The organism is Paenibacillus sp. FSL H7-0350 (assembly GCF_038593195.1).
GTDB lineage: Bacteria > Bacillota > Bacilli > Paenibacillales > Paenibacillaceae > Paenibacillus_AQ.
The window spans coordinates 4,786,207-4,811,432 of sequence record NZ_CP151972.1 but is presented as its reverse complement, the minus strand read 5'-3'; the positions used below and the strand labels follow the sequence as shown (position 1 = coordinate 4,811,432).

The following is a 25,226-nucleotide window of genomic DNA, read 5'->3' as shown; positions in this document are numbered from 1 at the left end:
ACTAGCCGCCGTAAATGATGAACCTTGACCGATATAACCAACCACGAAAAGAGGATTATACACATGAATATAAAACATATGAATATTAAGCGTGTAATGATTGTAGGAACAATGATCGTAGCCATGTCGTTCGGAGGAACGGCCTGGGGCAAGCCGGCTTTACATACCCTTCCTGTCGCCAAATGGTCCACCTCTGATGTGGCCGATACCGATGAGCTGCTGGATGCCCTGAACCTGAACCCTACCTCTGACGAAGAGCTATACGACGCCTTGTATGACGGAAAATCCCTGCGCAACATCGCCGAAGAGAATGGCGGCAACGTGACCCGGGTTGTCAACTTGCAGGTCAAGCAGCTGACCCAGCAGCTCGAAGCCAGACTCGCCAGCGGCAGCATCACCCTACAGCAGTTCAATGCTCAGAGGGCTGAGCTCAGGGAGATTGTGGCGCAGAGTGTCGAAACTTCGTTTGGGTGAGTGAATGGGCGCAGCGACAATTAAATGTGGCTGAACGTATTTAAATAAGCTGTCCTACGAGCAGGCATACTGCGCGTGGGACAGCTTTTTTATATGCGGCTCATACGCCTTCACAGCTAAATACTCAGATCATTCAAAGCGCACTATTGACCTAAGCCCCGCTCTTGTTATGATTAATAGATACTCTTAGAAGCGGGGGAATGGCAATGCATAATGCGCTAATGGAACGTTTGCAGCTTTTTTAACCAAAGAGGGGAATCAGAGTCTGCTCGGTACACCAGCAACAGAGGAACAAATCGCTGGGGCAGAGAAGCAGCTGGGTCTGTCGCTGGATCAGGATTATGTTCAATTCATCCGAAGCTTTGGCGGCGCCTATGCCGGGCTTCCCGTACACGCTTTCAGCAACGGCTCCTCCATCGGGCGGGAGAGTGTGACCGAGTTAACGTTGTTCTTCCGCGAGGATTACAAGGATACCCCTATGAGCAGGCTGCTTGCACGAAGTGCAGTCTTCTCTATGGACGGCTCAGGTAACCCGATCCTGCTTGACCCCGAAGGCCGCGTGCTGCTCATCGACCATGATAACGGGGATTACGAGGTGATCGCAGAATCGTTTGCTGCGCTGATTGAAGAGAATTTTATGGAGTGGTAGAGAATCATCCCATTCGTTTAAGCTTCATATCTTCAATATCCAAAATGTTATGATAAAAGTTGGACTGAGTATCTTTGTGTGAAATACCAATTACCATCGTATTAGGCAACTCCAGACTCAGTAGTCTGTATAGATCTGACTCATGCGTTCCATAAATATCGGTAGTCGCCTCATCAATTAATAACAATTCCGGCTTGAGGAGAAGACATCTCCCCATATTAAGGAGTTGCTTCTCGCCCTGGCTGAAGCTATCCAAATACTCATTGGTCTCTTGTTCAAGGGAGCTTACTCTGCCCTTAAGTTTCAACTTCTCAAGCATTGACCATATCTCCTGATCCGTACATTGCTGCTCGGGGTCCAAATTCTCTCTTAGAGTTCCGTGGTAGAGTACGGGACGCTGTGGTAAAGTCACGATTTTCTTCGCCAACAAATGATCTGGAATGGATTTAACATTCGTATCTCCAAGCAGAATCTCACCTTCATAGTCCATAAATTGGGTCAGGCAGTAAAATAACGTAGACTTGCCACTTCCCGTTCTTCCTTTGACAAGCAGGTTTTGATTTGGTTCAAGTTTGAGGGTCAGTCCAGAGATGATCGGCCTTGAATCATTATACTGAGCGCTCAAATTCCTGATTGTCAGGCCCCCTGCTGTATTTATAAAGGGCGGTAAGCTCTCATGTATGGTTTTTGGGGATTCTTCATTTTCAAGATCCAAGATTCTTTCAAGTGAATTCGTCCCAATCTCCATATGACGAAGGTCTCTAAGTAGGACCTCAAAATTAGAAAATGCTGTTAACGTATACGTTAAAGTAACGTAAATAACAACAGGATTTCCTGAAAACCCCTTTAAGCTCATAAGAATCAAGAAAGCAGAAAATGTAAAATACCCTGCAACTTCTATCCAGAACAGATAAAATCTATTAACAGACTGCCTTGTATACTCAGCATTTAGTGTATAGGATATTTTTTCTTTCCATATATTCAATAAATACACTTGAAGATTTTTCTTTCTCACATAATCAGAATCTGCTGCTGCAGACTTCAGAATAGCAAGGCATGGTTCGTGAGCTTCGTTAGCTAACTTAGAGGTAATTTTACCTGTAATACGAACTTCTTTCTGAATCTTATTGAAAAAAATCAGGAATACACCCAGGACCAGAACCATATATAAATCTGAATATGCTATTAATAGGGATGCAGTAATAATTTTAAAAAATGATTCCAGCAAATTACTGGTATAACCACTCATATCCATATCAATAACTTTCATATCATTGGAAAAACGGGCAGATAAAGAACCATTCTGCTGTTTGCTGAACTGCAAAAAGCTCATTTTGGATACCCTCTGTAATAACTGCTGATGAAAAGATTCGCCTGCTTTTACATTACCTAGATAAATTATACTTATGCGAACAATATTGGTGAGGACCAGCAAGAGGGCTACGCCAAAATAAATAGAGGAAAACAAAATTGGGTTTGCTGCATTCCCGCCGAATCGTGGCACTATATATATGGATGCAACATCGATAATCTGCGCTAAGATAAATAAAAATATGAAAAGAAATAATATCGGCCTGTTCCCAATCTCCAAAAAATAATTTTTGAGGATCTTTAAGCCGGATTGCTTAGTCCCTGTATTTTCGTCAGAATCCGGCGCATCCAGATTTAATTCACGTCCTTCAGACCGTTCATTTTGCGTGATTTCATTCTTGATTTGAATTGCAATTTCATCAGGGAGGAATTCCCGTAGTGTACTGTGATTGAGTTCACTATTTTGAAAGGCATGCTGAATACGCCCCTCTCTCATTACAATAACTTGGTCCGCTTGTTCGAATAATTCCCGGTCTATGGTTGCTGCTACCATAATTCTCGTTGTATCTTTCCAAAAATCTAAAATAAGATTTCTGAGTACTCTCTTCCGTACCTTTGCATCCAAAGAGTTTAAGATTTGGTCAAGCAGTACTACTTGGGCCCCCTGATATGCAGCCCGGGCTAATAGAATTCTTTTTATCTGTCCGCCTGACAGATTGACCATATCCGTATTAATAATAGTAGAGTCTCCACTCGCCCATTGTTCCAGATCCTCGCCTAACTCGCATGCATGAATAATCTGATCATAACGCGCTTCTTCATAAGGTCTGTCCAGGATAATATTATCCCTAATACTTACCGGAAATAATGGAGAATTATCCAAGACCTCCTCACATTGCTGAGCCAGGCGGCTCTCACCCTGAACGCATTCCAAATACCCTGCTATTGAACGTAGCAGAGTTGTTTTCCCAGATCCTGTTTCGCCCACTAAGACAACTAACTGTCCTGGAGCAATGGTTAGGTCTATATCTGTAAGCAGTATCTGACTTGGGTCCGTAAAATTACTAAAGGATGCTTTCTGTAGTGCGATTGTCTCTGCTTGTGGGGGAGTTGAATGGCTTCCCTCCCATGCAAATTCATCCAGACTAACATATTCCTGTACTAGTGAGATTGCCTTCATTCCTTGTCTAACCGTATTTATACTAACTAGGAAGTCGTTAATACAACGATCAAGGAGGCCAAAAACGATAAAGGAAGCCATGGTTTTTTCAACACTTAGCGGATAGCCCATGAGGGAGGAGAAACCGATACATATCATAGCTGTTAAAGGTACCATAGAGTAGTTAATGAGGGTTAATAGAATCTGAACCTTACTTTTTTTATGTAAAACTTCCGATTGTCGTGATCTTTCATTTTTAATCTTTTGAATGAAGTAGTTGGTAAAATTCATTTGTTTAGCTTCTTTAAACTTGTGAAGAAAGTCGTTAATTTCAAAGAGCCTCTTACTATTCACTTTGCTTAACTCTGTATCTACCTGGTTCAGTGTATGAAGTAGCCGTGAGAACATTGGTGCTGCGAATAATAACAAGCATCCCATAAGACCCCCCACTCCTAAATACATTACCAGGAGTGCAACTCCAAATATAACACCAAGGGCGCTGCTTACACCGTCTATAAACCAGACAATTCCTCTTAACCAGCTAATCTGGTTTCCATACAAATCGATCAATTGTCCTGCTCGCTGAGAAGATTCTCTTTTCCGCAAAATATTTTTGAAAAGTATATTTCGATAATTAAATTCAATCGATGTAATTAGCTTCCAACGAAAATGTAAAAATTGAGAATTACAGATTACCTTAATCATCTGTATGGCGATAAACAGGAATATACCTCCTAGTGCTTTACCGTGCGGCTGCGAGCTTCCGTTAATAATTGAGCGAAGAATATCAGGAAACAAATACGGGATGGAGAATTGTAATGCCAGTGTCAGAAAAGCAAGCAGCGCATAAGCAAGAAAGGAGAACTTCAACTGACGCACAATATGCATAATCAGTGGCATCACATTTTTTTGTCTGCGAACGGACTCAGACTCTTCTTGAAAATGATCTATCCCATAGGCGGAGGGAATGACCAAACATGATTCTTGAACAGCACTTATTGGCAGATCCTTACGAATAGCTTTATTAATGAAGGGACGTGTCCACGTAAAAAAAACTCTTTGAATAGGATTTGATTTCTCTTCAATCGAGCGGCTCTGATTCGAATTAATCAAACTGTTCATCCCTTCAACAACTCATTTATGAAATAAAATCCCAAATGTCATAAAATATATTAATTCATGTTTTGTGGATATAATATAAAAAATGTCATGCCCGTTCTGGAGGATTGAACTCCTTCCAATTCGTCATGTAGGCCGTATCATTCCCGCCATAGAAATTCACCGGAACTTTGTTCTCACCAATCATTCATTCCTTGCACCTAATTCAAATCCAGTGAAAATATTTCTTCAAAACCCGCTTTCCCCTCATTGGTGACCTGTACCGCACGTGTACCCGGCAGACGCCGGACCCAGTCCAGCTCCAAGACTCTCTCCAGAAGGGCATTTCCTAGGGCTCCGGCCAGGTGGTGGCGGCGTTCGCTCCAATCCAGGCATTGATGTGAGAATTGACGGCGTTTCGTTGCAGCTTCGTTCAAATCAACGCCAAAGTCTGCAAAAAACTTCTTCCCATGCTCCGTCACCGTATACCTGTCCTCTTCTTCAAGTAAGATACCGCTGTTTAGCAAAGCATGGGTTAATTGTACCCCCACATTCCCGGCGAGATGGTCATAACATGTTCTGGCATAACGCAACGCCTTGTCCTGCGAGGATTGCCTTAATGACTTAACTGTCACAGGCGGAGCAATAGATAATAAGGACTCCATCACCCGCGCAACCTCTTGATCTCCAATCGCAAAGTAACGATGTCTCCCTTGTTTCTCTACGGTAACCACGTTAGCATCTATCAATTTCGCTAAATGAAAGCTTGCCGTTTGAGGCTTGATTCTTGCCATATATGCTAACTCGCTTGCCGAATGGAACCTTCCATCCAGTAAAACGGTTAATATTGCCGCCCGTGAAGCTTCACTTACTAGAGCTGCGATGATAGCAACATTCGGATTGGCCTGCATCCTAACCCTCCTTTTTGTATTCCATACTTCGATGAGTGTTGAATTATTTATATTATACACTGAAGTAGGATCTACAATATGGGAGGAGAAATACAATGAATCCTACGAAGCAAAGAATGAACACTGAAATGATACAACCCAAGATTTTATATTATGGAACTCCTGTCATCTTACTGAACACCTTGAATGAAGATGATAGCGTAAACATCAGTCCTATTTCATCCTCCTGGGCTTTAGGAGACTGTATTGTACTAGGGATTGGTCTTGGGGGAAAAGCTATCGAGAACCTGGAGCGGCTTTCCGAATGCGTTATTAACATCCCCGGCCCTTCACTATGGGAGAATGTGGAGCAGCTTGCTCCCTATACGGGTAAAAATCCTGTCCCTGATTACAAGCAACAACATGGCTACTCCTATCAAAAGGATAAATATGCTGCCAGCGGACTCACACCTGTTACGTCCATAACTGTTAAGCCTTCACGAATTATGGAATGCCCGTTACAAATTGAAGCAAGCGTCCAACATATCCGGATACCGGATCATTCGCCTGGCTTTGCAATCGTTGAGGTACAGGCTGTTCATGTACATGCGCACCAGGATATTATTATGGATGACAAACATATCGATCCGCTGAAATGGAGTCCGCTCATCTATAATTTCCGTCATTATTTTGGTCTGGGTCATCAGCTTGGCAAAACCTACCGGGCAGAAACCTAATCCTTATGGTTGATGTCCCACGCTCCCATAGAGCAGAACTCGACCTTAAGGCCGGATATGCCTGTTATGTCTTCAAGAACCGGTACAATCAAACCCGAATAGCGTTGATATAACCACTCTGAAGCAAAACGGCTCGGACTGTAGACGCAGTAAGTCTCCCCCACCTGCTTCCCCTTCGTGCCCTTGAACCAGGTGTTGAAGCTGGGCGGCGAGATGCGGCCTTGGATATGATTCAAAGCTTGCGTCCAGACCTCATCAGACAGCTCCATGGGAGGGCTTACAATTTTCTCAGAAGCTGAATCGCCGCTAACTCTCTCCCCTAACAAAAGCTCTTCCACCGACTTCCCGAAGACCTGTCTAAGCTTCAGCAACACCCCGATATCAGGCAGGCAATCACCCTGCTCCCACTTGGAAACCGCCTGATGGCTTACGCCAACTAAGCTGGACAGCTCTGTCTGGGTCAGGGATAATCCCTTCCTTAAGTTCAATATATTCTGCCCGGCTTTGTTATTATCTATCAACGTGAGGACACCTCCACTCTACTATTACTCAACACAGCCAATAGTAGCATAGAAGAGCTGAGATCGAAATCGAGCGTAAGTTGAGTATTTTAATTATCTTCTGCAACTCTAGGTTGCACAAGGCTATGTAGTGGTTTTGAATGCTAATTCCATTAAAAAACGGCTGGTCAGGTTCCCCTGATCCAGCCGTTTACGGTTACTTCAACAGTACATTATCGATCAATACTGCCGTGTCAAAGACACTGTCACCTTGATCCCATACATGGAACCGGAGGACAATCGAGCCCTTGCCGGCAAATTGGCTCACATCAAACTGGACATGCTTCCAATTCGTCATGTAGGCCGTATCATCCCCGCCGTAGAAATTAACGTCTACTTTATTCGCGTCAATCCAATAGGCTGTGGATTCATTAATCGATTCCTTACCGACAATCACAGATTCCTGTCCGTAGACACTGGACGTCACCGTAGGTCCGCCATTCAAGTGTGAGGTCACGAGGGAAGCCGGATTGATGTATACACTGGAAGTTACTGTTGCTCTGAATGTATCGTTATATTTGGTTCCAACAAATTCCTTCGGCTCCTCAGAAATGAAATTGTAATCGAACGACAAGGTTGTGGCTCCCGCCGGGACCATGAAGCTCTGCTCGATATAACTATCCGAATTGTAGTCATATCCTCCCTTGTCATTGTTTTCAAACCCAAGGCCAGTACTGATAATCGCCATGTAGTTACCCTCTGTAGGCTTAAGCGGCCCCAGCTTTGAGATGACCCGGACATCTCCGTTTCCATTCCAGCCGGTCCACTTTCCGTTCTCAAAGGTTCCATTGATGACCCCTTCGGTTTTCGTACCAATGTTGCTTCCCTTCATGACGAATGCTGCCAACCCGTCATTGGCTCCGTGAGCAGCCACTGCTGCCTCAAAAGCTTGTCCGGTTGTCATATTCTCATTGTTCAAGGCGTTGAATACAAATGGGGCAATGACCTGATCATAAGCAAGCTTTACATAATCGGTGTAACCATAATAAGCGCTGGCCCCATTGTTGAGGAACGCATCCGACATGGAATCGTTGTATGCGCTGCGGCAGCTGCCGTTATATACAATAGTACCAGGAAGCATATCATTGTACCGTGTAATGAAAGAAGGCGTAATCGCATAATAGCCCGATATGATAGCCAGTCTGCCCTTTTTCAGATCCAGTTCATAGGTCTTGTTGTTCTCAGCCGTTGCCTTCTCTCCAGTCAGGAACATGACCTGCGGCCCCGCATATTTGAAATCAACACCATATTTATCATGGAATTTCTGGAGCACAATCTCATCATAGTACGTATCCCCATGGGAATCTAAGACCACAACACCATACTGATTAAGTCCTTTGAAGAAGTTAACACCCGCTGCGCTATCCTTTACTCTCTCCACAAGGAAGGGGTAATTCGACTGCTCAAAGCTTTGATATACAGCGTCATACACCGTAGAAGATGGAAGTGTACCGGAGAACGGAGAAACCACAGCAACCTGCTGGCTTCCTATGGTGGCTACGGTTTGTTCCACATCTTGCGTGAGCGCCGTCAATGCGTTATTGGAAGCAGCCTCTTCGACTGTGTTGCTTAATCCTTTTGTATTCTCAGGGGCCGAGGATATTCCGCCTAGAATCCCGTTATCCAGCAAATACCAGATGCTTCCTCCCTCACCTGATATTCCTGCATGCTCTACTTCGTCCTGGGTTTGAAGCCAAGCCACTGTTTCTTCCTTGGCCTTTTGCAAGTTACCGCTAGAAGCGGCCAATTGATCAAGCTTACTCTGTGTATTATTTTCAATAATTTCTGTTTGTGCAAGCTGTTCATCTGTAAGATGTTTCAGTACAGACAGTTTAAGGACTGCACTGCTAGGCACATCTCCAGCAAAGGTCTGCAGATTTATGTAGCCTTCCGTACTTTCAGTTAATACTGCTTTGCCGCTATAGAGTCCGTCTGCTGCAAGGCTGTCTCCATGAATTTCTAAACCATCATCGTGCAGCAGGGTAATCTGTGACATCACTTTGCCGCTGTCATCTACCTGATAGACACTTGCAGTTACTGTCTCTGCCGCATTAAGCGTTGTACGGAAAATAACTTCAGTGGACTCTTCTGCATAAATAGCATCTGTACTCTCCCCCTTCACTACAATCTGGAGAGCATTGGCCGGTACTGGAGTCGGCTCCACTGGTGCCGGTGTTGCTGGTGCTGGAGTCGGCTCCGCTGGTGCCGGTGTTGCTGGTACAGGTGTTGCCGATGCTGGCGTTCCTGGACCCGGGGCTGCCGGAGCACTCACAGACGTATCACGGATAGCTTGTGTCGCTGTGGGAGCCGGAGTAACCACTGGAGTCTTACCCTTATCAGTCTCTTCAGCAAGAAGCTGCTTGGACTTCTCAACATATACTGCTTTATTCGTCTTGAACTCATATGCGAGACGGGCCAGAGCCTGGCGCTCTGCACGCTCTTTAGGTTTGAATTTCAGCGTACCGTCAATGCCCTGAACCCCGTTGATGAACCCATTGTTGAAGGCCAGGGATACTTGAGCTTTTGCCCATTCAGACACCTCTGACATATCGGACAGCTTGCTGCCAAGCGGAAGCTTCTTCGCTGTTTCATCTAATTCAAAGGCCCGGATGAAAAATACGACCAGCTCTTCCCGGGTTACACTCGAATTAGGACTGAACGTGCTCGCCGATGTCCCCTCTGTGATGCCTGCCTTCACCAACGCACCTACATAACCACGATACCAGCTGGTGGCGGCAACGTCTTTGAATGGTGCGGTCTCGTCACCACTTACTTCCAGTCCTAACGAAAGGACTATTATTTTCGCCAGCTCGGCGCGCGACATAGCCTTATTCGGTTTGAAGGTGTTATCTTCATACCCCGAGATTATTCCTGCTTCAATTAAGGATTGAATCTCCTTCTGAGCATAAGAGCCTGCGATATCCTTCAATTGCGCGGACTCCCCGAACACCAGATGTGGCGTAAGGCTGCTGATTAGCAGGGCAAGTACAATCACCAGACTGAGTTTACGGCGTGCTGCTTGGAATAACAAAATTACTTCCCCCTCTTTCTTTTTAGAAAAATTCATAAAAACCATCGTCCTACAGAGTCCCATGGATGGAATATCGCTCCATAATTCGACAACTTCTTGATTCTACAATAGGACTATGTAAATTTACTATGTATATTGATACAAGGAAATTGTATAAATTGGAAGAATGGAGGGGAAAGATTAAAAAAGACCATCAAGCATAAGCTTGATAGCCTAAAGGCTGCTCGCACGAAGCGCAGTCTTCACTATACAATCATATCCCCCACCCCAGTTCTCTCTATATCAGACCTGACGCTGTATATTGACTTGAATTTGGAATAGTGATCCGCCCAGATTAACAGATGTTCACTTGTAATGAATTGATCCAGCGTACCCGGGATTTCCAGCTGCTGAAGTTCTTCGGGTAACGTAGCGAATAGAGCATCCTCCATATTGGTATAAGAATAGGATTGCAAGCCTCTTGCGTAGAAAATGGAGGGTTGAAGCTCAATATGATCCGTCAGCTTCATCTCGTTATGTTGATTCACTAATTCCGTTAATATCTCTTCCATTTGTTCAACGGCCCTTGTAACAGAGGGTTCCAGCAAAATAGCTTCAAGCTGCTTGGTCTGCCTGCTAACCTCAGGGCTGATCTGCACCAGCTCCCTGGATATCCATTTGTAGGTTCCGGGCCGGAGCCTTTTGTTATAGAGAAAAATCAGTTGAACTGCCTGCTCCACCATGCGGTTGATGAGCAACCTGGCCGACAACGGTTCGCCCCGGAGGTCTGCAAGTCCTGCCACATACAGCTGCCGGAATGAACTCCAGGCATACTTCAATTTGTACCGCCATATCTCATCGGGCAGATAAGCCAGTCCCCTTCGCACTTCTGTCATCTCCCCAACAGGATCTGTAAAGATCCTTCCCCTTGTCCATTCCAGCAATTTCTGCTCAGGAATGACTAACCATTCGTATAAGGATGGATATGGGGTTAGCAGTCCCAACTGGATTCGCATGTGCCGGGAGACGCTGGTAATTGCAATATGATGAAGGTTGCTCTGCCCATTGTAGGGTATAAGCACCTCATGAGATTCATCTACCGAAAACCGGGAAGGATACCCTTTGAACAAGGCTGGCACCTCTTCATCGAATGCTTGGTCAAGGCTTACAGCATATTTATCGTAATCCGGGTCCAGCAGCCAAATGTAGCACCTCGCCCCCCATTCATGATCTCTGGAAAGAACGTCATCATAACCCAGAACATCCGAACCATATCCTATCAATCCGGCAGCATGCTTCTCCACTAGTTGCGGGAAATGTCTGGCTATCAGCGGCCTCACAATCTCCCAATAGAACTCCTCGCTCAAGTCTAAACCCTTCATTTGCAGACTCCATTTCATGTAACAGTGCGCACTCACATTTTGTTTTACCGGTAACCTTATGTTAACACTTCGCCCACAAATTACTAGACTATTCATTTGAATTCTGTTATCATTTAGATTGAAGTCTTGATAATAATACTATTCCATTAAAAAACGGCTGGTCAGGTTCCCCTGATCCAGCCGTTTTCTGGTTATTTCGATTCCACATTATCGGGCCCGGCTCCGCTCACTCAGATACCGGCTAACCGCCCCATCGCTCCAGACATGCGCTTCGACGTACCGCTCGGGACCGTATTGTCCGTCATTGTTCCAATTCTGCGGTAACCCGTACTTGTCAATGATGCTCACAATCTCGGAATAGGTATACAGGGTGTGCCTGTACTCTTTGCCATCGTTAATCAGCGGGCTGAAGGTCGGCATGGAGTCTCCATAGGTAAAAGAAATCGTGTTCACATCAAATTCCTCAATCGGAATCTTGAGTGATGCGCCATTCTCGAACCACGTGCTTAGCCACGGACTATGTTCAACTACCATATAATGCGGGGAGGACCGCTGGACCAGACCGCCCTTACGTATAAATTCCGCCCGGATGATGCTCTCGCAGTTCCGCCGATATTCCACATACTTATCGTGTCTTTGGGCGCTCTGGGCCTTGGGCTTGGTCTCTTTAATCGTCTCCAGCACAGCCCTCGCCTGATCGCCCGGTAAATCGGATAGGCTGACAAACGGACCCACAGCAGCATCATAATAATGATATAAGAACATCGTTCCGCTCCTTTTCTAGAGCACAGACTCCAGCACTTCATCCTCAGCATCAATACTATTCATAGCCGTACGGTTAATCCAAGACAGCGCCAGTGTTCCCTCGCCCATATGAGCACCTACCACCGGGACAAAGGTCATAATCTCTGTACGCACCGAAGGGGACATGGCCTTAATGGCCCACTCCAGGCTCAGCGCCTCTTCTTTATTGTTCGCGTGCATAATACATACATCCTGGAAGCGGCCGATTTCCTCCTGGATGGTCTCCAGCAGCTTTTGCTTCGTCTTCTTGAAGGTGCGGATTTTATCAACGACGACAATCTTACCCTCATCGAACCGCAGAAGCAGATGAATCCGCATCAGCTGGCCCAGCAGGAACTGAGAGCCGGAGAGCCGTCCGCTGCGATGCAGCTGGTTCAGGCTGGCAGGGATGATATAGAAGGACATTTCCTCGATTATATTATCAATTCTGTTCTTGATCTCCTGTGCAGAGCAGCCTGCCTGCTGCCAGTGAATACCGCGCAGAAGCATCTCACGGATAGGATACGCGCCTACTTTGGAATCGATACCCATTACGTTCACTCCAGCAATATCCGCCGCCTGCATCGAGGTGTTGAAGGTCCCGCTAAGCTCGGAGGAACAGTGGATCGCAATAATCTCGTCATACTCTTCCTTCAGACGCTCGTATAATTCCACGAACTCACCAATCGGCGGCTGGGAGCTGCCCACCTTGTCATGCTGCCGCATTTTGTCATAGAACTGATCGGCGTTAATATCTATATTCTCTTTATAACATTCATTATTGACGATTAGTCGGAGGGGAACGATATACACATGGTTATTCATAGCGAATTCAGAATCAATGGTGCTGGTGCTGTCAGTCACCCAGGCGATGGATTTCATAGTCACTACTCTCTTTCGTGAGGGATTCACTGCTCAGGAATCGGCAGCTATGGCTGTCTGTATATTCATAAATTATACAGGATGCCAGCCATACATAGAGCATTCCTTTAATAATCCAATCACTTTTTTTCAACTAAATTCGACATAAATTCACATTATATATGACGAATATACCTGTTTAAGAGAGGTTTGATTATGGTATGAGAAGAGGTAGAAATTAGAGTTCGTACGAGCATACTACTAAGTTCCTCTACTCCCGGAAGTACTGCGTCACCGTTCCCTTACCTGCCCCAACCACTACTTCTGCAAAAGCACCGTTCACCAAAGTAACCTGCGGCGGCAGATGTCCGCAGTCGATGTCGTATGCCACCGGCAGTCCCAGCTCATCGGCCAGCTCCTGGTAGACATCCTCTACGGTGTACCCGTCCATAGGGCGGTTAGCCGCACTGCGGCCGAACATGAGACCGCTGCAATGCTCGAACCAGCCCGCCAGCTTCATCTGCACCAGGGAGCGGCGCAGGTCGGTCACAGACAGCTCACAGTTCTCTAAGTACCACAGAATAGGCTCATTATGGATATAGTGCTGCTGGAAATGCCGGACCTCTCCGTAGGGCGTGCCGATCAGATGGCGGATAACGTCGATGCAGCCGCCCAACAGGCGACCCTGCATAGTGAGGGCCTGATTGCCCACCGTCTTCCAGCTAGTCGTTTCTGTAAGGTTGAACACATGGGGCGACGGCTCGCCTCCCCATTCCAGCTGATATTGCTGTGAGGATTGCTGAACTACAGCGCCGCCGCTTGGCGTAGACAATACCTTCTTCCACATGGCAGTTACCGGGTCTGTCTGTTCCCCACGGAGGTCGATGAAGTTCGTACCATGGGCAGTGGCAATCCCCGTCTTCAAAGTGACAGCCAGCAGCAGCACACTGATATCGGAATACCCGAGAATCCATTTACACTTCATCTTACTGAAATCCACCTGCTCCAGCATCTCAATCAGCAGCTCCCCGCCCCAGGGAGGCACGACAAGTCCGATGGACTCATCGGCCATCATCGCGTTGAATTCAGCGGAGCGTACAGCAGCCGGGGCCGATTTGGCCTTCTCCTGTGTCCACGCTGTGGGTCCGCAGACTACGCCGTACCCACTTTTTTGCAGCCGTTCTACAGCGAGTTCAAGCAGTTCACGAAGCTCCTCTCCCACTCCTGATGAGGGCGCGGTTACACCAATAACGGCTCCTGCTTCTAATTTCGGATATCTGATCATCTGGTTATTCCCCCCTAAGGTAACCCCACAAAGTGGGGCTTTAGCTTTGATGATGACTCAGGTACTTTGCGGGGACCCCAAAACATGTAAATTCTATAAAAAGACGATACCCGAACCTTGAGCAGGTTGAATATCGCCCTATGCGTACTACGGATTATAGAATTGACTGCGTCATTCCAGTGAAGGCTTATTGTCCCGGCTAATATCCAGGATATCCAGGAAAAAGACGAAGATCGGAATCCCGAGAATCAGCCCCCATACCCCGATATAATGCTCGGAGAACAACAGTACTACGAGGGTGTAGAACATCGGCAGGTTCATTTTGGAGGACATCAGCTTCGGATTCAGGAAGTAGCCTTCAATGACATGCAGAATGGCAATCATCGCCAGAATATTGATCGTCAGCGCCAGTCCGCCGGTGTTGTAGCCGATGATACATAGCGGAATCAGTGAAATGACAAAGCCGACGACCGGAATCAGACTAAGCATGAAGATCATAATGGAGAGGGCGAACAGATACGGAAATGGCTGGAAAAAGAAACCAAGCACCCACAGCCCGACCACCGTAAACAAAGTATTGAACAGCGCAATCAGAATCTGTGCTTCAATCACCTTGCCGAAGGAGGAGATGAATTTTCTGCCGAAATACTCAAGCTCCACATAGAACCAGGAGATTTTGCTGTCTCTCAAACGGGAGGTAAAGTTGACGATCCGGTTCTTTTCCAGAATGAACACAAGGCTTAGAATCGTGGACAGGACGAAGGTGGTTCCCCAGTTGCTGATTTTGAAGACATATTCGATCCCCTGATTCAAATAGCTCTGATAGTTGAGCTCCTTGACCTTTCGGAACAAGTACTGCATAATTTCATTCTGCGGAATATCATCGGAGGTCAGCGTACCCAGAAAGGTGGTTAACTGCTTGATCTGCGAGAATACCTTGGGCATATATTTGACGAGTGCCATGACGATCATGCTGATCAGCGCCACATACAGTATAATGATGATGACCTTGCTGTTCACCTTCACGAATTTGCCGATCCGCTTGCTCAGCAGCACCTGAAAGCTGTTCATTACATAAGCAATCAGGAAGGTCAGCAGCACCAGATTCAGCATATCCCTGATACTGTACAGCAGCAGTCCAATCAATCCCAGAATCAAGAAGCGCCGGACTGTTAAATTGGCGACATAACGCTTGAATACTTCCATTGTTCCCTTGTTCCTCTCCATTCGCAGGCGATTAAGATTTTAGTTATAGTGTACCGTACTGAAAACAATTATAGCAACTTTGGCATCGCCCAATTTCCGCGAAACAACGAACTTTATGTCGATTTACAGGAAGCTCTATTACTATATGCTAAAATGTGGGCAAAATTGGAAAATTCATACCTTTTTCAATAGGTCCAAATCAATGAAGTTCAAACTAATGGAGGCGAAAGCTAGTATGAAAAAAGTAATCTGTATCACTGGAGCATCCTCCGGCATCGGCCTTGCCACAGCACTGAAGTTCGCCCATGAGGGCTGGACGGTCTACGCCGGAACCCGCAATCTGAAGCGTGAACAGGAACTGTACCAGAATGTGGAGGGTCTGCAGTTCGTAGAGCTGGAGGTGACACAGCCGGAGAGTATTCAGCAGGTTATTGACCGGATAGAGGCGGAGCAAGGCAAGCTGGATATATTATTCTGTAATGCCGGCTTCGGCTACCTGAGAGCGCTTGGACAGGCACCGTTCCCTGAGATCGAGGAGGTCTTCAATACTAACGTGTACGGGGTCATGCATACGATCCGGGCTGCACTGCCGCTGCTGCAAAAGACTGGCTACGGCCATATTGTGGCGACCTCCAGTGTCGGCGGACTGGTCGGGCAACCGATGAACGAGGTGTACTGCGCCAGCAAATTCGCAGTGGAAGGGCTGCTGGAGAGCCTCGCCACCTACTACAAGCCGCAGTTCAACATCGACATCACACTGCTTGAGCCAGGGGCAATTGCCACGGAATTCAATTCAACTGTAATGGGGCATGTCGCCAGCACCGGCGGCGTTCTGGAAGACGAGTACAAGCCCATTCTGGATGCTTATAGAGCAGCCTTCCTAGAGCGCAATGTGGAGCCGCAGACGGCAGACTCTGTTGCGGATGTGATGTGGGAGCTGGTACAGCTTGAGACCAAGCCGCTGCGCCTGCGCACCTCGGAGCGGGCCGAAGCCTTCGTGGCCCGCAAGGTTAGCACCGACCCTACCGGACTGGAAGGCGTACTAAGCACGCGCAGAATTCAGTTAAATATGTAAAAATGTAAGCAGCCGCTCCATTCCTGGAGCGGCTGCCTTTGGCTTTCCCATATCCAATTCTAGCGCTGAATCGGCTCAATCCGGTACGTTCCGGTATTGCCGTCTCCGGCAGGCACGCCGGTGACCGCCCAGCCGTAAGACAATACATCCTCCAGCCGTCCGCGCTCGGCCTCCGTTAATTCCGCTTCCACCGCTTCCTGCCCCTCTTCCAGCTCCAGCTTCGCTTCAATACCCAGCGCAACCTCTATCCAGCTGCGGATTCCGCGGATGGTATTGTATTTAATCTGGTAGCCTTCCAGAACGGCCTGCCGGAATCCCTCCGGCTGTTCCTCAGCAAGGACAGACAACTGCCCGTAATCGAATTCGTATTTACTCTCATCGGCCGGCAGATCCCCTTCGCTCACTCTGCGCAGCAGCTCTTCGTCAGATCCGGATAACGCGCGCAGCGATTCCAGCAGAAGGGCATCCCATTGTGATAATTTGACCTTGCTAGTCGGTATTGTCATTGTATCTCCTCCTTGATTCGCAGATGTGTATCTCCTAAGATTCGTTCACAGCATTAGTCTGCATATTCCCCGGCCACATAATGTCCGGGACTCACTTCCCGCAGTGTAGCGGTTTCCTCTGTCCCGCGCGTAGCCGGGTAGGCCTCCAGCTGGATTCTGCGGCTGGCCTTCATCGGGTCTGTCTCCAGAATGGAGGACAGCAGCGCTCTGGTGTAGGGATGGAGCGGATTATCATACAGCTCATCGCTTGGAGCCACCTCCACCAGCCGGCCGCCATACATCACGCCGATCCGGTCGGCAATATGGCGGACCATCGACAGATCATGGGCGATGAACAGATAGGTCAGCCCGAACTCGGCTTGCAGATCCTCCAGCATATTAACGACCTGGGCCTGGACAGAGACATCCAACGCAGAGATGGGCTCATCGCAGACGACGAACTCGGGCCGGACCGACAGCGCCCGTGCAATAGAGATCCGCTGGCGTTGCCCGCCGCTGAATTCATGGGGGAAGCGGTACAGATGCTCCCGCTTCAGCCCCACCTTCTCCAGCAGCTCTGCCACCGCTTCCTTGCGCTCTTCGCCCGGATAGAGACCGTGAATCCGCATCGGCTCACTGATCAGCTCCAGTACGTTCAGGCTTGGATTAAGGGAGGAATACGGGTCCTGGAAAATCGATTGAATCCGCCTGCGGAAGGGCTTCAGCCCTTTTTCGCCCAGCTTGCCAAGCGGCTTCCCGTCATAGAACACCTCACCGTCCGTATAATCGTACAGACGAAGCAGGCAACGGCCGACCGTGGACTTGCCGCTCCCGGATTCGCCAACCAGTCCGAAGGTCTCACCTTGACGGATCTGGAAGCTGACTCCGTCTACGGCCTTAAGCACACCCTTATCCCGTCCGCGCAAATCCTTGCCCTTCGGGAAATGTTTCTTCAGATTGCTAACCTCCACAAGCACCTTGCGCTCACTCAAGTGAAATCCCTCCCCGCTGTAACTGCCGTCTTCTCTTCTGCACCTTCGGTCAGCCAGCACATCGAGCGGTGCCCTGGTGCAAACTCAACTACCGGAGGACGTTCACTGCAGCGGGCGAAGGCATGCGGACAACGGTCCATGAACGGGCAGCCGGGCGGGGGATTCAGCAGATCGGGCGGTGTGCCCTCAATTGGAATCAGCCGCTCACGTTCACCGCCGCCGCGCTTCGGTATGGAACGCAGCAAGCCCTGCGTATACGGATGCTGAGGCCGGTAGAAGATATCCTGCACCGTCCCCTCCTCCATAACCAGTCCGCCGTACATGACAATGACACGCGTGCAGACTTGAGCTACCACTCCCAGATCGTGGGTAATAAGCGCAACTGCCGTATCTCCCCGTTCCTTCAGCTCTTTGAACAGATCGAGGATCTGAGCCTGGATGGTTGCATCCAGCGCGGTGGTAGGCTCATCGGCAATCAGCAGCTCCGGGCGGCAGGAGAGCGCCATCGCGATCATCACCCGCTGGCGCATCCCTCCGCTGAATTCATGCGGATATTGCTTCAGCCGCTGCTCCGGATCACGGATGCCAACCTGGCGGAGAAGCTCCGCTGCTTCGGTATACGCCGCCGCTTTATCAAGTCCCCGGTGTCTGCGGATCACCTCTGTTAATTGCTGGCCGATTCGCTTGACCGGATTCAGTGAGGTCATCGGGTCCTGGAAGACCATCGCAATCCGGTTGCCGCGTAAGCCCCGCCACTGCTTCTCCGTGAGCCCCTTCAGGCTCTTGCCGCGAAACTCCAGCTTCCCGGCTGTCATATGGCCCGGCGGCGTGATTAGTGACATGACCGCCTTGGCTGTAACGCTTTTGCCACTGCCGGATTCCCCGACAATGCCTACGGTCTCGCCCGCATCAATATGGAAGCTAACTCCACGGACGGCCTGATTCTCCCCGTCCCGGGTAGCGAAGGAAACCTGTAAATTCTCAACAGTCAGCAGCCGTTCAGTCATGATGTTAAGCCCTCCTATCTTCGGATCAGCTTGGGTTCAAAGCCGACCCGCAAAATGTCTCCCAGCACATTGAAGCTCAGCACAGTAAACAGGATCATCAGCCCGGGGAACAGCGCCAGATAAGGCGCCTGGGCAATATACCCCTGTGCGCTGTTCAGCATACTCCCCCACGTGGCATTCGGCGGCTGCACCCCGAAGCCGAGGAAGCTGAGCGACGATTCCATCATAATGGCCGAGGCAATATTATTCGTCGCACCTACAATAATCACCGGTATCAGCCCCGGAAGGATATGCCGCCAGATCATGCCGAAGGCACTCTGTCCCGAGGCTTTGGCATATAACACGTACTCCCGTTCCTTAATCGTCAGGGTCTCCGCGCGGACGACACGGGCCACATTCATCCACATCAAGAGAGCAATAATAATGATCAGGTTGCCGATGCTCGGCTTCAGATAGACGCTGAGCAGCAGCAGGATCAGGAAGGACGGGATCGACATAATAATATCCAGCATCCGCATCAGCAGATTATCCAGCCAGCCGCCGAAATAACCGCTGATGACCCCAACCACTACTCCGACTAAGGTTGCCACAATCATGGAGGCGAATCCGACCAGCAAGGACACCCGGCCACCGTATAAGGCTCTGGACAGATAGTCGCGGCCATAATCATCGGTGCCGAACAAATGCGCAGCGCCGGGCTTCGTGAGACGGGCCATGGCATCCATGGCATTCGGATCATAACCGGACAGGAAGGCAAAGATAGCCCCCAGGGTAAATACCGTTAATATCACAAGAGCAGCGACACCCAGACCGTTCGTAAACAGCTCTGACTGCAGGTTTTTCCATTTACTACGATTCATGAGGTCACCCCTTCAGTTTGATTCTTGGATCGACAACGCTGTAGAGAATATCTGCCACCAGATTCCCAAGGATCAGCATTAATGAGGAGAACAGGGTAATCCCCATAATGACAGGATAATCCATCCCCTTCACCGCCGTCATTCCCAGGGAGCCGATTCCCGGCCAGGAGAAGACCGTTTCCGTCACGATGGCCCCGGCCACCAGATCCCCCATTGACATACCGAGCAGGGTAATCACCGGCAGCAGCACATGCTTCAACACATGGCGGAACAGAATAGTCGATTTCTTCGAGCCAAAAGCATACTGGATCTGCACATACTCCTCCTTGAGCTGTCCGATGGTGCTGGAGCGGATGTAGCGCACATATCCGGCCAGGAAGCCGAAGGCCAGCACCGTGCATGGCAATATCCCGTGCTTCAGCACATCAAGCGCTGATTCCACACCAATCGTACGCATACCCATGCTCGGAAGCAAATGCAGCTTGATTGCAAACAGGTACATCAGCAGGATCGCCAGCCAGAATAACGGAATGGAAATCCCCACATAGGAGATGAAATTGATCAGCTTGTCTATCCAGCGGTTGCGGTTCGCACCGGCCACGAGGCCAAGCGGAATTGCCAGGATTACTGCCAGCGCGATGGCGCTGCCCATTAGTCCCGCTGTCGCAGGCAGACGTTCCAGGATCTGGCCCAGCACAGGCTGGTGATTGACCAGTGAATAGCCGAAGTTACCCTGGACCATTTCCTTGATCCAGATGAAATATTGGATATAAGCAGGCTTATCCAGCCCCAGATTATGGCGGATGCGCTCAATATCATCGGCATGCATATTGGGCGTCACAAATGACAGCACCGGATCTCCCGGGGCCAGCTTGATCATGGTAAAGCAGACCACCGATACAAAAAACAGCATCGGCAGCGTCTGCAGCAACCTTCGGACGATGAGTTGTCTCATACGCAGCTTCTCCTAGCTCTTAACAGGCAAAAATAAGCTGGGGGAACCAGCTTATTTTTTTACCTTGCTTATTTTGTGAGGCGGATTATTTCTTGTAAATCTTGGACAGGTCTTCGAAGATGACGACCGGCTTCAGGACAGCCTCATCAACTCCGCCGTAAGTCTTAGAGATAGCTACAACAGTCTTTGTATAAGCGATCGGATAGATCGGAGCATCTTCGGCTACCAGTTCCTGTGCTTTCTTGTAGATCTCTGCACGCTTGGCCGGATCTGCTTCGCCTGCACCATCATTCATCAGCTTGTCAACTTCACTGTTGGAATAATGCGAGTAATTGGATGAGCTGCCCGTAGTGAACAGGATACGGTACGCATCCGGATCATACCCCATGATATAGCCGGTCAGGGCCAGCTCATAATCGGTAGCCTTCAAATCAATGAATTTCTGCACCCAGGCCGAGGAATCCATGTTCTGCAATTCAACCTCTACGCCGATTGCCTTCAGCTTCTGCTGCACATACAGCGAGATGGCTTCCTGCGCCTTGTTCCCGCTCTGTACGATATACCGGAGCTTCAGGTTGCTCTCACCGGCAGAAGCCAGCAGTTCCTTCGCCTTGGCAGCATCATTGTCAAAGGTAGGGACTTCGTTCGTGAAGTACAGCGCATCCGGTGTCAGGAAAGACTTTGCCGGATCAGCATATTCGCTGGAAGTGTAAGCTGTCTGGATCAGCTCGTCGCGGCTAAGGGCCAGGGACAGGGCTTGACGGACTTCTTTTTTGGCGAGGGCGCCGGTATCGCTGTTCGCATTGAACATCAGATAAGCGAGGCGGCCTTCGCTATACGGGAGAATCTCAAAATTATTCGTCGCTTGAATCGTAGGAACATCCTTCGGGTCCAGATACTGCACATTAATCTCGCCGTTCTGCAGAGCCAGATTCGCAGCATTGGTATCCTTGGCAATCCGGTAAGTGACCGAATCGAGATGCGGCTTGCCGCCGAAGTAGTTATCGAAGCGTTCCAGCGTCAGGTACTCGCCGGCCTTGTATTCCTTGAATTTGAAGGGACCGGAGCCGACAGGAGAAGCGTTCTTCGTACTCTTCTCAATGTTGGTCTCATTCTCGTAAATGTGCTTCGGAATCGGGAACACCTGTACCAGCGTTGCTTCAAAAGCCGGGCTGACCTGAGGCAGCTTGAACTCCACAGTCAGGTCATCGACCTTGACGGCCTTGATCGCCTTGTCGCCGATCAGGAAGTTGGCCCGCAGGAAGCTGTTCTGCTTCTCGTCAAGAATACTGTCGATGGTGAACACAACGTCATCTGCCGTCAGCTTCTCTCCATCATGCCAAGTCAATCCATCCTTAAGCTTCAATGTATACGTCAGATTATCGCTTGACGGTGTTAGGCTGTCTGCCAGGTAGAAGGTCTTCTTGCCATTGTTCACCTGGAACAGCGGAGCATACAGTGCCTGGTCAATGGTTAGGCTGACACGGTCACCCGCATAGTTCGGGTTCAGTACCACCGGATCGGAAGCGACCCCTATAATCAGACTGCCTCCATCCTTCGGTTCGCCGGCAGCTGGCTCTTGTGATGCAGCCGGTGTCTGTGCGGCATTGGTAGATGAAGCGTTATTCCCATTGGAACATGCACTGATCATCAGTGTTAATAATATTAGAATAGCAACCCCGGTTATCCCTTTACGCATTGTCTCTTCCTCCATGTCTATGAGCATTGTTACTCGTTGTTGAGCAATTATATATCGGAATACTCGGAATTACAATGTATGAATTTACCATAGACTTTACCAGACGCGGACCTCCTGCATGACCGCTCCGCGCCGCAGGGCATCGACATGCTCCATGCCTTCTGTGACCCTGCCGAATACCGTATGCCAGCCATCCAGATAATCGAACGTATCATAACAGATAAAAAACTGGCAGGACCCCGTACCTGGTCCAAAATGCGCCATAGACAGCGCCCCGCGCACATGCTTATGGGGATTCCCCTGCGTCTCACAGGGAATGGGATCTGTGCCGCCTCTGCCGTTGCGCTCCGGGCAGCCTCCCTGGGCGACGAAGCCGCGAACCACACGCTGAAAGGACAGACCGTTGTAAAAGCCGCTGTTCGCAAGCTTTGCGAAATTGGCTACAGTTCCCGGCGCCTCCTGTTCGAACAGCTGCAGCCGAATCTCCGGTCCCTGCTCCAGACAGATCAGAGCCTGCTTCATGGCGACTCCTCCTCTACACGGCCTGCATTGTCTGACGGTGCACCGATATAGACGGCCGTCTTGGCAGGATGCAACGGCGCATAAATCTCCTCGATATCCTCGTCCACGAGTGGCCTAAGCTCTCCGCCCTCCATATGCAGGAACACCTCAGCGCGCGGATTCATCGCCAGGAGGACATTGATCAATTGCTGTACTTTTAACGTTGGCTTGTCCATCCTCTCACTCCTGCCTGCCCTCTTCCGGGAATTATATATATTAGCGGTATTGTACAACAGCTCAGGGCAGACGGCAATACGGCTCTCTTCTATACATACAGGTTATTATTTCAGGGAAATGGGGAAAGTCCGGTACTTCTCTGAAAATATCGAATACATATAATTGATATCAACTATTTGCGAATCCAAGGGGATGTTCTATCATGTTGACCTTATTCTGGAGTGGCCTGCTATGAATCCGAATAGAACCCGGGTGCTGCTAGGCAGCCCGATCCATCAAAAACCGGCGATCCTGGAGCAATTCCTGAACTCTCTGCTGCGTCTGAACCTGAAGGATATCGATCTTGATTTCTATCTGATTGACGATAACCCGGATGAAGCCGCAAGCGGGCTGCTGCAGCAATTCGCCCGGAACGGCAGATCCGTCTTCCTGCAATCCTCCGGCTACCATGATGACTATATCCGTGATGAGCATACGCATGTCTGGCACTCCAATCTGATCTGGAAGGTAGCCGGATTCAAGAATCTGATGATCCGGCGGGCGGAGGCCTTCGGCTATGACTACCTGTTCCTGATTGATTCCGATCTGATTCTCCACCCGGATACACTGGTGCACCTGATCGGTACAGGCAAGGATATTATCTCCGAGATTTTCTGGACACAGTGGCAGCCGAATACACTGCTGCAGCCGCAGGTATGGATGCATGACGAATACAACCAGTGGGAGATCCATCCGGGGGAGCAGCTCTCGCCGGAGGAGATTCAGCGCCGCTTTTTTGCTTTTTTGCAGAAGATGCAGCAACCAGGTATCTATGAGGTTGGCGGACTTGGCGCCTGCACACTGATCAGCGGCTCAGCCCTCAGCTCCGGGATCAGCTACGATCCAGTCCGTAATATCTCCTACTGGGGAGAGGACCGTCATTTCTGCATCCGTGCAGCGGCGCTCGGCTTTCCACTTTTCGTGGATACCCACTTCCCGGCGCTGCACCTCTACAGAGACAGCGATCTGGATCTGGTGGCGGAGTTCATCCGGCACACCTCGGGCACGGAAGCAGAGCCGGAGGCCTCACACAAAGCACCCATCTTTGAAGATAGCGATACAACCGCTGATGATGATCTGCCAGATTGCGCAGAGACGGCTCAGCCCCCCGCTGACAAAAGAGTGCAGGAGGCAGCAGCGCAGTGGGAGGTGCTGTGGACCGAAGCCGAAGCCCGGCAGCACTTGTCCAAGGAGCCTCTGCCTGCTGACGCCGGCGGTGATGCAACCGGAGCCGAGATGAATAATCCGGCAGTTCCTGCTTCCCGCCGGCCCAAGCTGACTCTCACGATGATCGTCAAGAATGAAGGCACCAGGTTCCTGCGCCAGGTGCTCGAGGAGCATCGTAAGTACATCGATGAGGCCGTCATTATCGATGATGCAAGCACAGATGATACAGCCGATATCTGCCGGGAGGCTCTTGAGGGGATTCCGCTCCACCTGATACAGAACCCTGTCTCCCGCTTCCATAATGAATCAGAGCTGCGCAAGCAGCAGTGGGAGGCGGTGGTTAGGACCCGGCCCGAGTGGATTCTCAATCTGGACGGGGATGAGCTGTTCGAGTCATGTTTTCCAGAGGAGATTGATTCCCTGCTACGGACAGCAGATTGCGACTTATTCTGCTTCCGGCTCTACGACTTCTGGGATGAGGCCAGCTACCGCGAGGACAGCTACTGGCAGGCTCACCAGAGCTACCGCCCGTTCCTGCTCCGTTACCGGGAAGACTTCAACTATGCCTGGAATGATCTGCCGCAGCACTGCGGGCGGCTGCCGGAGAATATCTTCGAGCTGTCCCATCAGTTAAGCAACCTGCGTCTGAAGCATCTTGGCTGGTCGAAGCCGGAATTCCGGCTGGAGAAATATCTGCGTTATATGCTGCTGGACCCGGACGCCCAGTACGGCTGGAAGGAGCAGTACCAGTCTATCCTAGATCCGCATCCCCGGCTGGTTCCTTGGAGCGAATAAGGCGCAAAA

22 protein-coding genes are annotated in these 25,226 nt (G+C 49.4%); 5 read left to right on the top strand and 17 right to left on the bottom strand.

The window, feature by feature from the left end; all coding sequences use genetic code 11:
• The first annotated feature begins 63 nt into the window (after positions 1 to 63).
• Both NYE24_RS22055 and NYE24_RS22050 read left to right on the top strand, forming a co-directional pair.
• The gene (locus tag NYE24_RS22055) at positions 64 to 474 is read left to right on the top strand and encodes a hypothetical protein (RefSeq protein ID WP_342476688.1); all 411 of its coding nucleotides are present in this window, start codon (positions 64 to 66) and stop codon (positions 472 to 474) included.
• A gap of 265 nt (positions 475 to 739) precedes the next feature.
• Positions 740 to 1,123, top strand: coding sequence for an SMI1/KNR4 family protein (locus NYE24_RS22050; protein ID WP_342479279.1), 384 nt, complete (start codon positions 740 to 742; stop codon positions 1,121 to 1,123).
• 4 nt (positions 1,124 to 1,127) lie between these two features.
• On the opposite strand, the gene NYE24_RS22045 is transcribed toward NYE24_RS22050, so the two are convergent.
• Entirely contained in the window at positions 1,128 to 4,715 is a 3,588-nt protein-coding gene (locus NYE24_RS22045; RefSeq protein ID WP_342476687.1) for an ATP-binding cassette domain-containing protein, read from the bottom strand.
• Positions 4,716 to 4,912: 197 nt separating this feature from the next.
• Positions 4,913 to 5,602, bottom strand: a complete 690-nt coding sequence (locus tag NYE24_RS22040) for a helix-turn-helix domain-containing protein (protein ID WP_036695558.1) — start codon at positions 5,600 to 5,602, stop codon at positions 4,913 to 4,915.
• A gap of 95 nt (positions 5,603 to 5,697) precedes the next feature.
• Between NYE24_RS22040 and NYE24_RS22035 the strand changes: the two genes are divergently transcribed.
• Positions 5,698 to 6,318, top strand: coding sequence for a flavin reductase family protein (locus tag NYE24_RS22035; RefSeq protein ID WP_342476686.1), 621 nt, complete (start codon positions 5,698 to 5,700; stop codon positions 6,316 to 6,318).
• On the opposite strand, the gene NYE24_RS22030 is transcribed toward NYE24_RS22035, so the two are convergent.
• From NYE24_RS22030 to NYE24_RS22000, 7 genes are all read right to left on the bottom strand, one after another.
• On the bottom strand, positions 6,315 to 6,839 hold the full coding sequence (locus tag NYE24_RS22030; protein WP_342476685.1) for a helix-turn-helix domain-containing protein: 525 nt from the start codon (positions 6,837 to 6,839) through the stop codon (positions 6,315 to 6,317). The two genes, NYE24_RS22035 and NYE24_RS22030, sit on opposite strands and share 4 nt — an antisense overlap.
• A gap of 196 nt (positions 6,840 to 7,035) precedes the next feature.
• Complete coding sequence (locus NYE24_RS22025; RefSeq protein ID WP_342476684.1) at positions 7,036 to 9,909, bottom strand: S-layer homology domain-containing protein; 2,874 nt, start codon at positions 9,907 to 9,909, stop codon at positions 7,036 to 7,038.
• A gap of 245 nt (positions 9,910 to 10,154) precedes the next feature.
• A complete protein-coding gene (locus tag NYE24_RS22020; RefSeq protein WP_342476683.1) occupies positions 10,155 to 11,288 on the bottom strand; it encodes a DUF4037 domain-containing protein in 1,134 nt (377 codons plus the stop codon).
• A gap of 189 nt (positions 11,289 to 11,477) precedes the next feature.
• The gene (locus NYE24_RS22015) at positions 11,478 to 12,035 is read right to left on the bottom strand and encodes a hypothetical protein (protein WP_076155602.1); all 558 of its coding nucleotides are present in this window, start codon (positions 12,033 to 12,035) and stop codon (positions 11,478 to 11,480) included.
• Between the two features lie 15 nt (positions 12,036 to 12,050).
• Positions 12,051 to 12,935 carry a DegV family protein gene (locus NYE24_RS22010; protein WP_342476682.1) on the bottom strand — a complete coding sequence of 295 codons (885 nt, stop codon included), beginning with the start codon at positions 12,933 to 12,935 and terminating at the stop codon, positions 12,051 to 12,053.
• A gap of 250 nt (positions 12,936 to 13,185) precedes the next feature.
• On the bottom strand, positions 13,186 to 14,199 hold the full coding sequence (locus NYE24_RS22005) for a S66 peptidase family protein (RefSeq protein ID WP_342476681.1): 1,014 nt from the start codon (positions 14,197 to 14,199) through the stop codon (positions 13,186 to 13,188).
• Between the two features lie 171 nt (positions 14,200 to 14,370).
• Positions 14,371 to 15,405 (bottom strand): AI-2E family transporter, encoded by a 1,035-nt coding sequence (locus NYE24_RS22000; protein WP_036695551.1) that lies wholly within the window; start codon positions 15,403 to 15,405, stop codon positions 14,371 to 14,373.
• Positions 15,406 to 15,640: 235 nt separating this feature from the next.
• Between NYE24_RS22000 and NYE24_RS21995 the strand changes: the two genes are divergently transcribed.
• Positions 15,641 to 16,480, top strand: a complete 840-nt coding sequence (locus NYE24_RS21995; protein WP_342476680.1) for an SDR family oxidoreductase — start codon at positions 15,641 to 15,643, stop codon at positions 16,478 to 16,480.
• Between the two features lie 59 nt (positions 16,481 to 16,539).
• Here the strand turns inward: NYE24_RS21995 and NYE24_RS21990 are convergent, their stop codons facing one another.
• The 8 genes from NYE24_RS21990 to NYE24_RS21955 form a co-directional block, all read right to left on the bottom strand.
• A complete protein-coding gene (locus NYE24_RS21990; protein ID WP_036695549.1) occupies positions 16,540 to 16,986 on the bottom strand; it encodes a hypothetical protein in 447 nt (148 codons plus the stop codon).
• 53 nt (positions 16,987 to 17,039) lie between these two features.
• Positions 17,040 to 17,957: an ATP-binding cassette domain-containing protein gene (locus tag NYE24_RS21985; protein ID WP_342476679.1), complete on the bottom strand. Its 918-nt coding sequence runs from the start codon at positions 17,955 to 17,957 to the stop codon at positions 17,040 to 17,042.
• Positions 17,954 to 18,964: an ABC transporter ATP-binding protein gene (locus NYE24_RS21980; protein ID WP_342476678.1), complete on the bottom strand. Its 1,011-nt coding sequence runs from the start codon at positions 18,962 to 18,964 to the stop codon at positions 17,954 to 17,956. The genes NYE24_RS21985 and NYE24_RS21980 overlap by 4 nt, the downstream gene beginning before the upstream one ends.
• A 14-nt stretch (positions 18,965 to 18,978) precedes the next feature.
• The gene (locus NYE24_RS21975) at positions 18,979 to 19,824 is read right to left on the bottom strand and encodes an ABC transporter permease (RefSeq protein WP_036695546.1); all 846 of its coding nucleotides are present in this window, start codon (positions 19,822 to 19,824) and stop codon (positions 18,979 to 18,981) included.
• Between the two features lie 4 nt (positions 19,825 to 19,828).
• Positions 19,829 to 20,779: an ABC transporter permease gene (locus NYE24_RS21970; protein ID WP_036695545.1), complete on the bottom strand. Its 951-nt coding sequence runs from the start codon at positions 20,777 to 20,779 to the stop codon at positions 19,829 to 19,831.
• A gap of 85 nt (positions 20,780 to 20,864) precedes the next feature.
• Positions 20,865 to 22,478: an ABC transporter substrate-binding protein gene (locus NYE24_RS21965; protein ID WP_036695544.1), complete on the bottom strand. Its 1,614-nt coding sequence runs from the start codon at positions 22,476 to 22,478 to the stop codon at positions 20,865 to 20,867.
• 96 nt (positions 22,479 to 22,574) lie between these two features.
• Complete coding sequence (locus tag NYE24_RS21960) at positions 22,575 to 23,000, bottom strand: peptidylprolyl isomerase (RefSeq protein ID WP_342476677.1); 426 nt, start codon at positions 22,998 to 23,000, stop codon at positions 22,575 to 22,577.
• The gene (locus NYE24_RS21955) at positions 22,997 to 23,215 is read right to left on the bottom strand and encodes a hypothetical protein (RefSeq protein ID WP_036695542.1); all 219 of its coding nucleotides are present in this window, start codon (positions 23,213 to 23,215) and stop codon (positions 22,997 to 22,999) included. Before NYE24_RS21955 ends, NYE24_RS21960 begins: the two co-directional genes overlap by 4 nt.
• 232 nt (positions 23,216 to 23,447) lie before the next feature.
• Between NYE24_RS21955 and NYE24_RS21950 the strand changes: the two genes are divergently transcribed.
• The gene (locus tag NYE24_RS21950; protein WP_342476676.1) at positions 23,448 to 25,217 is read left to right on the top strand and encodes a glycosyltransferase; all 1,770 of its coding nucleotides are present in this window, start codon (positions 23,448 to 23,450) and stop codon (positions 25,215 to 25,217) included.
• Positions 25,218 to 25,226: the final 9 nt, after the last annotated feature.